This window comes from Kaistia algarum, assembly GCF_026343945.1.
Classification (GTDB): domain Bacteria; phylum Pseudomonadota; class Alphaproteobacteria; order Rhizobiales; family Kaistiaceae; genus Kaistia; species Kaistia algarum.
Genome location: NZ_JAPKNJ010000002.1, coordinates 194771 through 207858 on the forward strand (window position 1 = coordinate 194771; position 13088 = coordinate 207858).

Consider the following 13088-nt stretch of genomic DNA (forward strand, 5'->3'; position numbering starts at 1 on the left):
ATGGTGAAGCGATACCGGGCCTCCCGGAGGAGCCGACGATGTCGAATACCTATCCCGTCCTGATGTTCCTCGCCCTGTTGGCGCTGTTCAGCCCGCTGGCGGCGCTGTCGGCCTATATGCCGGTGGTGGGGCGCTATAGCGCCCGCGACCAGATGCGGCTGGTCGTCGGCCTGTTCATCAATGTCGCGATCTTCGCGCTCGGCTCGGTCTGGATCGGCGAGCCGCTGCTCAACCTCCTGGGGATCTCGACGGCGGCGCTCGCCATGACTGGCGGCATCGCGCTGCTCTATGCCGGCATACCAATGATGCAAGGCACCGACGAAATCGCGCCGGAGCAGAATGCGGCCCGGTCTGGGGACGGGGAGGGCGCCGGGGAGACGGAGAACTGGCGCAAGATTCTGTTCACGCCGCTGACCTTTCCGTTGACCGTCGGTGGCACTAGCTTCGGCATCATCGTAGCGTTCTCGTCCAATTCGCGCAGCCTCGCCGATCATGTCGCCTTCTCGGTCGCCGGCCTTGGCTACGCCGCGCTGGCGGCCGGGACACTCTATGCGGCCGGCCATCTCCATCGCCGGGTCTCGCCGCAGGCGCGCATGATCCTGTCGCGCATCGCCGGCATCCTCCTGACCGCGATCGCCGTTTCTCTGCTGGCCGATGGCGGCACACGACTGGTCGTTGCGACATTGGCATCGCTGGGGCGCGGATAGGGCGCCCTGCCCAAGGCATTGCGGCAAGCGAAGCTCGATTGCCGCCGTCCGCGGTCGTCGCGCTGGTGCGAACTTGGCACCCGCCGAAGCTACCTTTTTCGCACATGCCCAATTCGTGACCACGCCTAAGCTTGAAACTAGGCTTGTCGACAATCTGGACACAATGTAGCTTGCGCCTCGGACAGGGAGTTTCCGATGGCTCGAGACATCTGCGAATATTGGGATGTGTTCCTGGCGGCCGCAGCGGAGCCGGAGCAGCCGGCCGCGATGTTCCGCGAATTGGAGCGGATCGCGTGCGAGACCGTCGGCACCCGGCTCTTCACGGCCATGACCTTCGATGCGGCGAGCGGCATGGGTCGGCGCAGCTATTCCGGCAACGAGGCGGCCTATCCGACAGGCGGTTTCAAGCCGATCTCGATCGGGATCTGGTCGCAGACGGTACTGGAGCAGCGACGGCCCTTTGCTTCGCTGACCATCGAGGAGGTGGCGGCCGTCTTTCCGGATTGGCCGCTGATCCAGTCGCTTGGCTGTGAATCGGGCTGCAACATTCCGGTGGTGGTCGCGGACCGGGTGCTCGGCACGCTGAACCTGCTTGATGTCGCCGGTCATTACACAGCGGAGCGCGTCGCCGAAGCGATGAAACTGCGCCCCTTCGCGGCGATTGCCTTTCTGGCCGAGGCGGCCGCGCGACGAATTCGATGAAACGGAATGGGACGATGGGCGAGACGACCTTGCGCGTGGCGACGGATGTCGGGGGTACTTTCACCGACCTCGTCTATTTCGAGACCGATCGGGCGACCGGCAAGCAGACCATCCGTACCGCCAAATCCGATACTACGCCGCCGAACTTCGAGGCCGGCGTTCTCAACGTGCTCGCCAAGGGTGAGGTCGATATCCGCGAGGTCGATTTCTTCGCCCATGGCACCACGGTGGTTATCAACGCGCTGACCGAGCGCAAGGGCGCGAAGACGGCTCTGATCACGACCGAGGGTTTCCGCGACGTGCTGGAGATTGCGCGCGGCAACCGGCCGGACTTTTTCAACCTGATGTATGAGAAGCCGGCGCCTTTCGTGCCGCGACATCTGCGCCGTGAAGTGCCAGGTCGCATTTCCTATCGCGGCCGCGAGGCTGCGCCGCTCGACCTCTCCGGGCTGCCGGAAATTCTCGCGGATTTTCGCGCCGAGGGCGTCCAGGCGGTCGCGGTCTGCTTGCTGCATGCCTATGCCGATCCGCGCCACGAGCAGGCGGTCGCGGCGGAGATCAAGCGGCTCTGGCCGGAAGTCTCCGTGGTCGCATCGCACCAGATCACCCGCGAATGGCGTGAATATGAGCGCTCGAACACCACGGTGCTCTCGGCCTATGTCCAGCCGGTGGCCGAGCGTTATCTGAGCCGGATCGAAGAGGGCCTTCTGTCGAAGGGCTATCGCGGCCGCCTCTATATCATGCAGTCGAATTGTGGTGTCGATTCGCTGGCCTCGACCAAGGCGATCCCGATCACCATGGTCGAATCCGGCCCGGCCTCCGGCTTCTGGGGCGCGGCGGAACTCGGCCGCATCATCGGCGAACCCAACATCCTGGCGCTCGACATCGGCGGCACGACGGCAAAGTGTTCACTGATCGAGAACGGCCAGGTTCGGATCAAGACGGATTACTGGATCGAGCGCAGCCGGAAATCGGCCGGCTATCCGATCATGGTTCCGGTGGTCGATCTCGTCGAAATCGGCAATGGCGGCGGGTCGATCGCACGCGTCGATGCGTTCGGCAAGCTGCATGTCGGTCCGCAATCGGCCGGCGCCTCGCCGGGTCCCGCCGCCTATGGCCGCGGCGGCACGGCGGCGACGACCACCGACGCCAATCTCGTGCTCGGTCGCATCAACCGCGACTATTTCTGCGGCGGCGAGATCATCGCCGACATGACGGCGGTGGAAGCGGCGCTGACGCCGATCGCCAAGACGTTGGGCGTCTCGCTGCAGGACGCGGCGCGCGGCATCGTCCGCATCGCCAATTCCAACATGGTCAACGCGCTGAAGCTGGTATCGCTCAATCGCGGCCACGATCCGCGCGATTTCACGCTGGTCGTCTTTGGCGGCGGCGGCGCAATGCATGGCGTCGCGCTCGGGCAGGAACTCGGCGTCAAGAAGGTCGTGGTGCCACGCGGCGCGCCGGTGTTCTCGGCTTGGGGCATGATGATGTCGGACCTCCGCCGCGACTATTTCCTGACGCGACTGATGGGCGAGGACGATGTTGAGGCGCTCGGCGATCTCGTCGCCGGCGCGGTCGAGCATGCAACGGCTCAGTTCGCAGGCGAGGGCGTCGCGGCCGCCAGCATCCGCTTCGATGCGCTGGTGAAGTGCCGCTACCAGAACCAGGAACACTCCGTCGAAGTGCCGATCGCGGCGGGTGCCGTGGATGCGGCCGCGATGGCCGGCATGATCGATGCCTTCCACGCGATCTATGAGCGCGAATACACCTATCGCCTGCCGGCATCCGTCGAAATCGTCGGGCTGCATCTCATTGCCTCGGCCGAGGTCGGCAAGCTGGAGATCGTGGCGCTGCCGAAGACCGGCGTGCGGCTGGAGGATGCGGTGAAGGGCCGGCGCGAGGTCGACTACGCCACCGAGGGTGTCCATCTCGCCACCATCTATGACGCCGAGAAGCTGGAGCCGGGCATGCAGTTTTCGGGGCCGGCGGTGATCGAGGATCCCGGCACGACCATAGTCATTCATCCAGGCAATTTCGTCACCATCGACGAGTTCGGCAACACTCATATCGAGATGGGGGGCTGATCCATGTCCGAGACCAAGCACGATCCGGTCACGCTCGACATCATCCAGAATGCGCTGGAAGCGGTTGCCGACGAGATGTTCGCCGCGCAGCGCAAGACGTCGATGAGCGCGATCATCTATGAGGTGCTCGACCTTGGCACTGGCATCTGCGACGCCAATGGCGAGATCGCGTCGTCGGGCGCCGGCATTCCGGCCTTTATCGGCGTGCTCGACAAGGCGGTGAAGCGCATTCTCGACAAGCATCCGCCGGAGACGATCCGGCCGGGCGATCTGTTCGCGTCGAACGATCCCTATTGGGGCGGCGTGACGCATCTGAACGACATGATCCTCGCCATGCCGGTATTCTCGGAGGGGAGGATCGTCGCCTGGACCTCCAACATCGCGCATTGGAACGATGTCGGCGGCATGGTTCCCGGCTCGATGTCGTCGGACGCGACCTCGATCTTCCAGGAAGGCGTTCGCATTCCGGCGGTCAAGCTGATCGATGCCGGCGTCCCGAACCAGGCCGTGTTCGATATTCTCTACGTCAATACGCGGCTGCCGGATTATCTGCGCGGCGACCTTTGGGCCGGCATCGCCGGCGTGCGCATCGGCGAGCGACGGATCCTCGAACTGGTCGGAAAATATGGCACTGACACCTTCGAGGCGGCACTGGCCGATTTCATGGAACTGGGCGAGCGGCGCGCGCGGGCCTCGCTGAAGACCTTGCCGAAGGGCGTCTTCCATTTCGAGGAAGAGCAGGACGACGGCGCGATCCACAAGGTCATGATCGAGATCCGGGACGATGAATTCCTGATCGACCTTCACGATAATCCGAAGCAGTCCGGCTCCAATAATTCGAGCCGCGAGGGCGTCGAGATCGCCTGCCAGCTGGCATTCAAGGCGGTCAGCGACCCGCAGGCGCCGGGCAATGGCGGCTTCTTCCGCCCGCTGCGCATCCTGACGACGCCGGGAACGATCTTCCATGTCGAGGAGCCGGGCGCGCTCGGCTATTATGCCGAGGTCGAGATCCGCCTGTTCGATCTGCTGCTGCGCTGCCTGGCGCCGCATCTGCCGGGCCTCGTGCCGGCGGGGAATTTCGCCTCGATCTGCGGCACGGTCGTCGGCGGGCCGCATCCCGACAGCGGCCGCCACTATACGATCGTCGAGCCGCAGCTTGGAGGCTGGGGCGCCGAGAAGGGCAGGGACGGCAACAGCGCCATCTTCTCCGGCTTCCACGGCGACACGTTCAATTGCCCGGCCGAGATCGCCGAGGCGCGCTATGGCCTGACCGTCGACCAGATGGCGCTGAATGGCGAGCCGGGCGGCGAGGGCGAGTGGCGCGGCGGCAAGGGCATCAACGTCCATTACCGCGTCCGGGCCGACAACAACTTCCTGTCCGTGGGCTATACGCGTTCGCGCATTCCGCCATGGGGCGCGGCCGGCGGGCTCGACGGCACGCCGAATTATGTCGAGGTGCTGCGCACCGGCGGGACGAGCGAGCGCTATGCCTTCGGCACGGATATAGCCCTCAACACCGATGACATCGTGCGCGTCGTTACCGGCAATGGCGGCGGCTTCGGCGATCCAAAGCTGCGCGACCGCGCCGCGATCGAGGTCGACCTCAAGAACGGCTATCTGACGGCGGAACGCGCCGCCGAGATCTATGGCTACCAGGCGGAGACCGCAGCATGAGCGCCCTGCTTTTCACCGGCGGGCGGTTCCTCGACCCGTCGAAGGATGCGCTGCTCGATGGCATCGATGTCCTCGTCGAGGATGGCCGAATCGTTGAAGTCTCGGAACATCCGATCCGATCCACCTCTGCGACACGGATCGACCTTGGCGGCCGGACGCTGATGCCTGGGCTGATCGACTGCCACCTGCATGTCGTCTCGACCACGGTTGACGGCTCGGCCAACACGCTGGCGCCGTCCTCGCTGATCGCGCTCAAGGCCGGCCGGATCCTGGAGACGATCCTGCAGCGCGGCTTCACGACGGTGCGCGACTGTTGCGGCGCCGATCTCGGCCTCGTCATGGCGATCGAGCAGGGCGTCGTCGATGGCCCGCGCCTGATCATCTCCGGCAAGGGGCTGACCCAGACGGGCGGCCATTGCGATCAGCGCGTTCGCACCGATGATCGCACGCAGGTGATGGAAGAGCGGCTCGGCAATCTCGGACGCATCGTCGACGGCGTCGACAATTGCCGCCTCGCTGCCCGCGAGGAACTCAGGAAGGGCGCCAAGTTCGTCAAGATCATGGCCAATGGTGGCGTGTCGTCCCCGACCGACCCGATCCACTCGATCCAGTACTCCCGCGACGAGATCAAAGCGATCGTCGAGGAGGCGGAGAACGCCGGCACCTATGTCTCGGCGCATGTCTATACCGACAAGGCGATCCGCCGCGCCGTCGAATGCGGCGTCCATTCGCTCGAACACTGTAACCTGATCCAGTCCGATACGGCACGGCTTGCCGCCGAGGCGGGCGCGATCGCCGTGCCGACCCTCGTTGCCTATGAGGGACTGGCGCTGGAAGGCGAGCGCTTCGGGCTCTCCAAGGAAGCGGCGGCGAAGATCGAGATCGTCCGCAAGGCCGGGCTCGAATCGCTTTCGATCATGCGAGACGCCGGACTGCCGATGGCGTTCGGCTCCGATCTGCTCGGCGAACTCCAGAAATACCACACGATGGAGTTCGAGATTCTCGCCCGCGTCCTGCCGACGGCGGAGATCATCCGCTCGGCGACGCTGATCGGCGCGAAGCTCTGCAAGCTCGAAGGCGAGATCGGCGTGATCGCGCCGGGCGCGCAGGCCGATCTCCTCGTGGTCGATGGCGATCCCTATGCCGACATCACGCTGCTCGCCGATGACGGCGCCCATATGTCCGCCATCCTGCGCGGCGGGCGCTTCTACAAGAACACGCTCCATTGAGGCCAGACCTCCAACAAAGAGCCGGATCGCGCAATCCGGCCATCCAGATCACCGGTCCGGGGATCGTCCCTGGGCCTTCGGGAACCACGGAGTTCACATGATGAAATCGAATGTCCTAGCTCTGGCGGTGGGCCTCGCCGGGCTCCTGTCCAGCGCTGCCCTCGTTCAGGCTGCCGAGTACAAGGTCGCCTTCCTCGCCGCCTCCAGTCAGAACGGCTATAATCAGGCGATCTACGAAGGTGTGAAGAAGGCCGCCGCGGCCCGCGGCGTCGAGGTAGAGATCTTCAACGGCGAGTTCGACGCGACCAAGCAATATTCCCAGGTCGAGGACATCGTCGCCGGCGGCAAGTTCCAGGGCATTGTCATAGCCCCGAACGATTCGATCGGTATCGCCACCGCGATCGAGGAGGCGACGAAGGCCGGCCTCAAGGTCGCGACGACACTATTCCCGATCGGGCCGAAGCTCGACGTGCTGGAGCCGCAGGTCCCCGGCCTCGTCACCACGGTCGCGTCCAATCCCGCCATCGGCGCCAAGGCGCAGGCCGATGCCGTCATCGATTTCTGCAAGGACAAGAATCCCTGCAAGGTCGTGATCATCATCGGACAGAAGATCTATCCGTTCGATAATCTGCGCTACGATACCTATCTGAAGGCGCTCGGCGAGCAGAAGAACATCGAGATCGTCGCCACGGTCGAGGGCAATTATGACCCCGACAAGTCGATGACGGGCATGCAGGACGTGCTGCAGGCGCACAAGGACATCAATGTCGTGCTGTCCAATGCCGATCAGCACCTCGTCGGTGCCGAGATCGCCATCAACGATGCCGGGCTGGACCTAAAGTCGCTCTACCTGATCGGCGGCGGCGCGAACCAGATCGCCATCGACGCGATCAAGGCCGGTCGCTGGGATGCGACGCTGGCCCAACTGCCGATGAGCGAGGGCGAATATGCCCTGAATGGCGTCGTCGACGCGCTCGAAGGCAAGCCGACCCCCGCCTTCACCGACGAGATGTCGCTCGGCACCGTTCCGCCGATCATCACCAAGTCGGTTCTGGATGCCCATCCCGAATACAAGCCTGAATGGCAGGGCTGATCTGATCCGGGCTTGCTTCGCCAGCGAAGTACGCAATCAGGAATGCGCCGTCATCCCCGCGAAAGCGGGGGTCCATTCAGGCTTGAAACGCCTCAAGTCTGAATCGATCCCGGGTCACGCGCGGGATGACGGCCGTTCGGGTTGTTCGAAGGTTCCCGAAACGATGCAGGGGATGGAAACGGCCACCATGTCAGACGAATCCATCCGCCTTGCCGGGATCGAGAAGAGCTTCGGCAGTGCGAAGATCCTTCACGACATTCATCTCTCGTTCCGCCGTGGCGAGGTGCATGCGCTGATCGGCGAGAATGGCGCCGGCAAGTCCAGCCTCGGCAAGATCATCGGCGGCTATTATTCTTTCGACGCCGGCACGCTTTCCGTGTTCGGCAAGCCGGTGGGCCACTGGTCGCCGCGCGCCGCGCTGACGAGCGGCATCGCCATGATCCACCAGGAACTGCAACTCGTCCCCGAACTCAGCGTGGCGCAGAACGTCTTCCTGGGCATGGAGTCGAATCGGGGAGGCATCCTCTCCGGCGGCGAGGCCGCGCGGTTCCGCTTATTGGACGAACGCTGCGGCTTCGGACTGCAGGCCGGAACCCTCATTGCCGATCTGCGCATCGCCGAGCGGCAGAAAGTCGAGATCCTGCGCGCCATCGCCCGCGACGCCCGCGTCATCATCATGGATGAGCCGACCTCTTCGCTCACCGCCGACGAGGCGGAGAAGCTGCATCATGTGATCCGCTTTCTGCGCGATGATGGGCGCACGGTGATCTATGTGACGCATTTCCTCGACCATGTGCTGGCGACCGCCGACCGCGTCACCATCATGCGCGACGGCCGCGTCGTCCGGACAGGCGACATTGCCGGCGAGACCAAGGCGAGCCTCGTCGAGGCCATGCTTGGCGAACCCGCCGATGTCGCCTTTCCGCCGCTGCCCCCGGCGCCGGCCGCCGAAGTGGCGCCGCTCCTGGAAATCACGGGCCTCACCAGCGATTCGGGACTTCACGACATCACGCTCGACGTGCGGCCGGGCGAGATCGTCGGCCTGATCGGGCTGGTCGGCAGCGGCCGCAGCGAACTAGCGCGGGCGATCTTCGGTGCCGATCCCGCCACCGGAACGGTGAGGATCGCAGGCGAGACCTATGACAATCGCAGTCCGCGACGCTCTGTCGAGCGAGGGCTCGCCTTCGTGCCGGAGGACCGCCGCAAGCAGGGGCTCGATCTGGTCCAATCCGTGCGGCCCAACATGTCGCTGCCGCATCTTGGGCTCGTCTCGCGATTCGGCGTCCTGCGGCCGAAGGAGGAGAGACGGCGAACGGCCGAGATGATCCGCCATTTCAACATCGTCCCCGGCCATATCGACGGCGAGGTCGCCTATTATTCCGGCGGGAACCAGCAGAAGGTCCTGCTGTCCAAATGGGTCTATGGCGCGCCGCGCCTGGTCATCCTCGACGAGCCAAGCCGCGGCGTCGATATCGGCGCGCGACGGCGTATTCATGATTTCATCGTCGAACTCGCGCGCGGTGGCGCGGCGGTACTGCTGATCTCCTCTGAGCTCGAGGAGGTGATCAGCCTGTCGCATCGCGGCTACCTCATGCGCGAGGGCCGCATCATCGACAGCGTCGATTGCCGCACGCTTGGCGTCGAGGACGCTCTTTTCCGCCTCTTCAACATCGACCGCCCCGCCGCGGTCGGCCCGCTCACGGGAGCCCCGTCATGACCGATATCTCCACGCCAGCGCGGCAGACCTCCGCTCGATCCGTCCCGATCTCGCGGCAGGCCGTGATATGGCTGCAGCGCTACGGCATCCTCATCATCATCGCGCTGTTGATGGTGGGGCTGTCTTTCCTGTCCGATTCGTTCCTGACGCCGCGCAATCTGCTCAACATCCTGAACCAGAGCGCGCCGCTGGCCATCATCGCCTGCGCGCTGACGCTGGTGATCGTTGGCGGCGGCTTCGATCTCTCGGCCGGCGCGGTGTTTGGCGTCGCCAGCGTTTCCGCCGCCTGGGTCGCCGTCAATGTCGATCCCATGCTCGGCATCCTGATCGGTCCGCTGGTTGGACTGGCGCTTGGAATCGTCAACGGGCTGATCATCACCGGTTTCAACGTCCATTCCTTCCTGGCGACGCTCGCCAGCAGCATGGTATTTCGCGGCATCGCCATCCTGATCACCGGCGGCGCGCTGATTCCCGTGCGCATGGAGGAATTCGCCTGGCTCGGCCGCGGCAAGATCGGCATCGTCAATATCGCCGTGATCGTCTTCGTGCTGTTCGCAGCGGCGATCATGTTCCTGCTCAACCGCACCACTTTCGGCCGCCGCGTCTTCGCCGTTGGCGGCAATGAGGAGGCCGCCATCCTTTCCGGCGTGCGGACCAACTGGGTCAAGATCGCCACCTTCGGTCTCACCGGATTTGCAGCCGGGCTTGCCGGCGTCATCGCGGTCTCGCGCATTTCGATGGGCCAGCCCCAGGCCGGCGCGGGCATGGAACTCGACGCGATCGCGGCGGTGATCCTCGGCGGTACGTCGATCTATGGCGGCAAGGGCGCGGTCTGGCGCTCGATCGCAGGTGTCCTGCTACTGGCGCTGATTGGCAACGGCTTCAACATCTTGAACGTCAATCCCTTCTTCAAGGACCTGACGACCGGCCTCATCATCGTCGTAGCCGTGGCGCTCTCGGCGGGCCGCAAGCGGCGCTGACCGAAAGATCGTAGCCGTGAAAAAGACCCGGCGGAGCGATCCGCCGGGCCTTTCATTTTGAACCCGAAGGTCCCGGAATTTACCAGGAGCGCTTCAGCCAGAGGACGCCCGACCAGGCGTCGCCGTCCTTGATCGAACCTTCGCCCGTCACGCTGTTGTACGAGCCTTCAGCCAGCACATCGAGACCCTTGACCGGCGTCCAGCCGGCGCCGAGAACGCCACGCCACGCCTGAAGCGCGTCGCCGCCACGGTAGTAGCCGTCGCCATCATATTCGGCATAGCTGGCGGTCGCGGCCATATAAACGGCCGGCGTGAACACGTGCTTGTAGGAAGCGAACGCGCTCCAGCTCGTGCCCTGCGCCATGGCCGCATTCGCCTGGGAGGTGTAGCTGCTGAGGCCCGCCACCGAGGTGCCACCGGCGATGCCGGTGAACGAGTTGGCGTTATCGCCATAGGCACCGTAGATCTGGAACTTGTCGCCAGCCGAGAAGGCGTCGAGCGCGAGCTCGATGCTGCCGCCGACGGCCCAGCCCTGCTGCGCCGAGAAGACGTAGGGATTGCTGGCCGTTCCGGTGCCGGTACGGTCGAGAGCGATATCGGTGTAGGCCGCGGCGAGCTTCGCCGAGACGATGCCCGACGCATAGGAGATCGCGCCGATCACGTTCGGGATGTTGTCCGAACCGCCCTCGGCATAGGTCGTCTTCAGGATCGGATAGTACTGGCCGGTGCCGCTATCGTAGCCGTAAGTGACGGCCGTGCTCGCGGTCAGACCGCCGAGATTGCCGGCCGAACCGCGATCGCGCTGGTCTTCGACCGCAAGCGCGAGGCCAAAGCCGTTCACGGTGTAGTTGAGCATGATCTGGTCGGTCTTGGTGTCCGACGAGAAGCCGCCCGTGTCGTTATAGCCCTGGCCGAAGTCGAACAGCGAGTCGAAGTAACCGGCCTTGACCGGACCGAGCGACAGGTAGGCGGTCTGCATATAGGCCGACTTGGTCGTCGCGTTGACAGCCTGGGTCAGGGAGGTGTTGAAGCCGCCCGTGTTGCCGGTCTGCGCGCGCATTTCCAAGAAGCCGGTCAGGTTGCCGAATTCGGTAACCGACGAGGCCGTCAGCTGGATCGACACTTCCGTGTAGAAGTTCGACCAGTTCGAGTCCGGGTAGGTCGAGTTATAGTTCGTGAAGTCGGTATCGCCAACCGACGTACCGAACTTAACGTATCCGCCGACCTTGATGCAGGTATCGGTGCCGGGAGAGTAGTAGAAACCCTTGCCGAACGCATCGCAGACCTTCACGTAGTCGACCGGTTCGGCGACCGTGAGATCCGCCGCATGAGCGCCGCCCGCCACGACCATCGCGGCGGCAGAGCCGAGAAGCAGAGTCTTGAAATTCATGTCTGACCTCGATTTGCGAAGTCGAGGGCAAGCAACAACGATCCTCACGGCCACGCGATACCCTCGCGCCGTCCGATCTCGCTGTTCGCCCCCAACCCCGAATGCATGGATCGCATGCACTGACGTGCACGCAACGCTCGCGGCGACCCCTCGCAGCGAGCAAGGCAAACTTAACCGAGTTGGTATTCAATGCCTGCTGAAAAGTGCGTTGCAACAAATTGTAACGGCTTTATGAAAACGCCTCGTGGCTGAATTGGCACAACGCATGGATCGAATTGATTATTGAGATTGCCTTTTTCCGAAGATCAATTTGGCAAATCGAATCGATAGATCAGATGAAGATGCGCCGGCTAAGCGACGAATAGCTACGAATCGGCTGGTAAGTACGGAAGCTCGTCATTGGCTTCGATGAGCCGCCTTATATTTGCACGAGCGATCTTGTGGTCGGGCCGGCGACATGGCCGGAGGTCGCACACGCCAAAGGCGAGCGGTGTTGTCCGCGTCATTGGTCCAAGTTGCGTTTGAACTCAGATTTAGCTGCATTGTTAGGAAATTATCGATGCCGCTGCACAACACTTCTATACGATGTTGTTGCCCTAGCCTCCCTGCACAGCGAAACGCCAGCCTGTGAGACAAGAAAGCGCTTGAAGGCGATCCAGACTGCGGCTACAAGGATTGTGCTGCGCTGCAAATTGTATGTTGCAGTGCAAAAATTGGCCAGCTGCGGGGGCCTATATGTTTTTTGATGATTCAGCACGTGTCTTGATTGGCGACCCTCGTCGAGGTGTCTCTAAAGGTGCCTATGAGACAGATGAGGAATCCGGGAGTTTCCCGGCATCGCAGCTCATATCCCGCGCTCAAGCGGTCAACGCTTCGCGATTGAAGCGTGTCATTGATCTCTTGGGGGCAGGGGCCCTGTTGATCTTCTTTTTGCCGGTCATGCTGCTGATCGCCCTGGCGATCCGTTTGGAGTCGAAGGGGCCCGTGCTCTTCCGGCAGCAGAGATATGGCGTCGACCGATCCGTCTTCATGTTGCTGAAATTCCGTTCGATGACGGTGATGGAGACTGAGGGTGCGTTCCGGCAGGTTTCCGCCGGCGATGCCCGGATAACGGCCGTCGGCCGCGTGCTTCGCCGCAGCAGTCTCGACGAACTTCCCCAGCTCATCAATGTTCTGCTGGGCCAGATGTCGCTGGTGGGTCCTCGTCCGCATGCCGTTGCCATGGACGAAGCCTATGCGACCCTAATCCCGAATTATTGCGACCGTCATCTGGTGCGTCCTGGCATCACGGGGCTTGCCCAAATCGAGGGTTTTCGCGGTCCGACGGATGGCCTGGACAAGATCCGCTCTCGGCTGCGCTGCGACCGCACCTATATCCGTCGCTGGTCGCCTGCTTATGATATCAAGATCCTGCTGCAGACGCCGCTGCGCCTGCTGACGCCGAACGCGTTCTGAAGGTCGGTTTGACCGGTCGGGGCGGACTTTTGCGATTGTTCGCTTCTGGATGTCGTT

10 protein-coding genes are annotated in these 13088 nt (G+C 63.5%); 9 read left to right on the forward strand and 1 reads right to left on the reverse strand.

Going from position 1 to position 13088, the window contains the following annotated elements; all coding sequences use genetic code 11:
- Nucleotides 1–38: 38 nt before the first annotated feature.
- The 8 genes from OSH05_RS14255 (at nt 39) to OSH05_RS14290 (ending at nt 10186) form a co-directional block, all read left to right on the forward strand.
- Nucleotides 39–707, forward strand: coding sequence for a MarC family protein (locus OSH05_RS14255; RefSeq protein WP_104219898.1), 669 nt, complete (start codon nt 39–41; stop codon nt 705–707).
- A 195-nt stretch (nt 708–902) separates the two neighbouring features.
- Nucleotides 903–1409, forward strand: a complete 507-nt coding sequence (locus tag OSH05_RS14260; protein ID WP_104219897.1) for a GAF domain-containing protein — start codon at nt 903–905, stop codon at nt 1407–1409.
- Nucleotides 1410–1423: 14 nt separating this feature from the next.
- The gene (locus OSH05_RS14265; protein ID WP_104219896.1) at nt 1424–3493 is read left to right on the forward strand and encodes a hydantoinase/oxoprolinase family protein; all 2070 of its coding nucleotides are present in this window, start codon (nt 1424–1426) and stop codon (nt 3491–3493) included.
- A 3-nt stretch (nt 3494–3496) separates the two neighbouring features.
- Nucleotides 3497–5167, forward strand: a complete 1671-nt coding sequence (locus OSH05_RS14270) for a hydantoinase B/oxoprolinase family protein (RefSeq protein WP_104219895.1) — start codon at nt 3497–3499, stop codon at nt 5165–5167.
- On the forward strand, nt 5164–6396 hold the full coding sequence (locus OSH05_RS14275; protein ID WP_104219894.1) for a metal-dependent hydrolase family protein: 1233 nt from the start codon (nt 5164–5166) through the stop codon (nt 6394–6396). Before OSH05_RS14270 ends, OSH05_RS14275 begins: the two co-directional genes overlap by 4 nt.
- Nucleotides 6397–6493: 97 nt before the next feature.
- The gene (locus tag OSH05_RS14280; protein WP_165801626.1) at nt 6494–7489 is read left to right on the forward strand and encodes a sugar ABC transporter substrate-binding protein; all 996 of its coding nucleotides are present in this window, start codon (nt 6494–6496) and stop codon (nt 7487–7489) included.
- 187 nt (nt 7490–7676) lie between these two features.
- Complete coding sequence (locus tag OSH05_RS14285; protein ID WP_165801625.1) at nt 7677–9206, forward strand: sugar ABC transporter ATP-binding protein; 1530 nt, start codon at nt 7677–7679, stop codon at nt 9204–9206.
- Nucleotides 9203–10186: an ABC transporter permease gene (locus tag OSH05_RS14290; RefSeq protein ID WP_104219891.1), complete on the forward strand. Its 984-nt coding sequence runs from the start codon at nt 9203–9205 to the stop codon at nt 10184–10186. The genes OSH05_RS14285 and OSH05_RS14290 overlap by 4 nt, the downstream gene beginning before the upstream one ends.
- Nucleotides 10187–10265: 79 nt before the next feature.
- On the opposite strand, the gene OSH05_RS14295 is transcribed toward OSH05_RS14290, so the two are convergent.
- A complete protein-coding gene (locus OSH05_RS14295) occupies nt 10266–11576 on the reverse strand; it encodes a porin (protein ID WP_104219890.1) in 1311 nt (436 codons plus the stop codon).
- A 735-nt stretch (nt 11577–12311) separates the two neighbouring features.
- On the opposite strand from OSH05_RS14295, the gene OSH05_RS14300 reads away from it, so the two are divergent.
- Nucleotides 12312–13031: a sugar transferase gene (locus OSH05_RS14300; RefSeq protein ID WP_104220015.1), complete on the forward strand. Its 720-nt coding sequence runs from the start codon at nt 12312–12314 to the stop codon at nt 13029–13031.
- Nucleotides 13032–13088: the final 57 nt, after the last annotated feature.

Bases quoted from the DNA above. Each gene is read 5' to 3' on its own strand.
- OSH05_RS14280 (WP_165801626.1), top strand. From the start codon at position 6,494: ATGATGAAATCGAATGTCCTAGCTCTGGCGGTGGGCCTCGCCGGGCTC.
- OSH05_RS14265 (WP_104219896.1), top strand. From the start codon at position 1,424: ATGGGCGAGACGACCTTGCGCGTGGCGACGGATGTCGGGGGTACTTTC.
- OSH05_RS14295 (WP_104219890.1), bottom strand. From the start codon at position 11,576: ATGAATTTCAAGACTCTGCTTCTCGGCTCTGCCGCCGCGATGGTCGTG.
- OSH05_RS14260 (WP_104219897.1), top strand. From the start codon at position 903: ATGGCTCGAGACATCTGCGAATATTGGGATGTGTTCCTGGCGGCCGCA.
- OSH05_RS14270 (WP_104219895.1), top strand. From the start codon at position 3,497: ATGTCCGAGACCAAGCACGATCCGGTCACGCTCGACATCATCCAGAAT.
- OSH05_RS14285 (WP_165801625.1), top strand. From the start codon at position 7,677: ATGTCAGACGAATCCATCCGCCTTGCCGGGATCGAGAAGAGCTTCGGC.
- OSH05_RS14290 (WP_104219891.1), top strand. From the start codon at position 9,203: ATGACCGATATCTCCACGCCAGCGCGGCAGACCTCCGCTCGATCCGTC.
- OSH05_RS14275 (WP_104219894.1), top strand. From the start codon at position 5,164: ATGAGCGCCCTGCTTTTCACCGGCGGGCGGTTCCTCGACCCGTCGAAG.
- OSH05_RS14300 (WP_104220015.1), top strand. From the start codon at position 12,312: ATGTTTTTTGATGATTCAGCACGTGTCTTGATTGGCGACCCTCGTCGA.
- OSH05_RS14255 (WP_104219898.1), top strand. From the start codon at position 39: ATGTCGAATACCTATCCCGTCCTGATGTTCCTCGCCCTGTTGGCGCTG.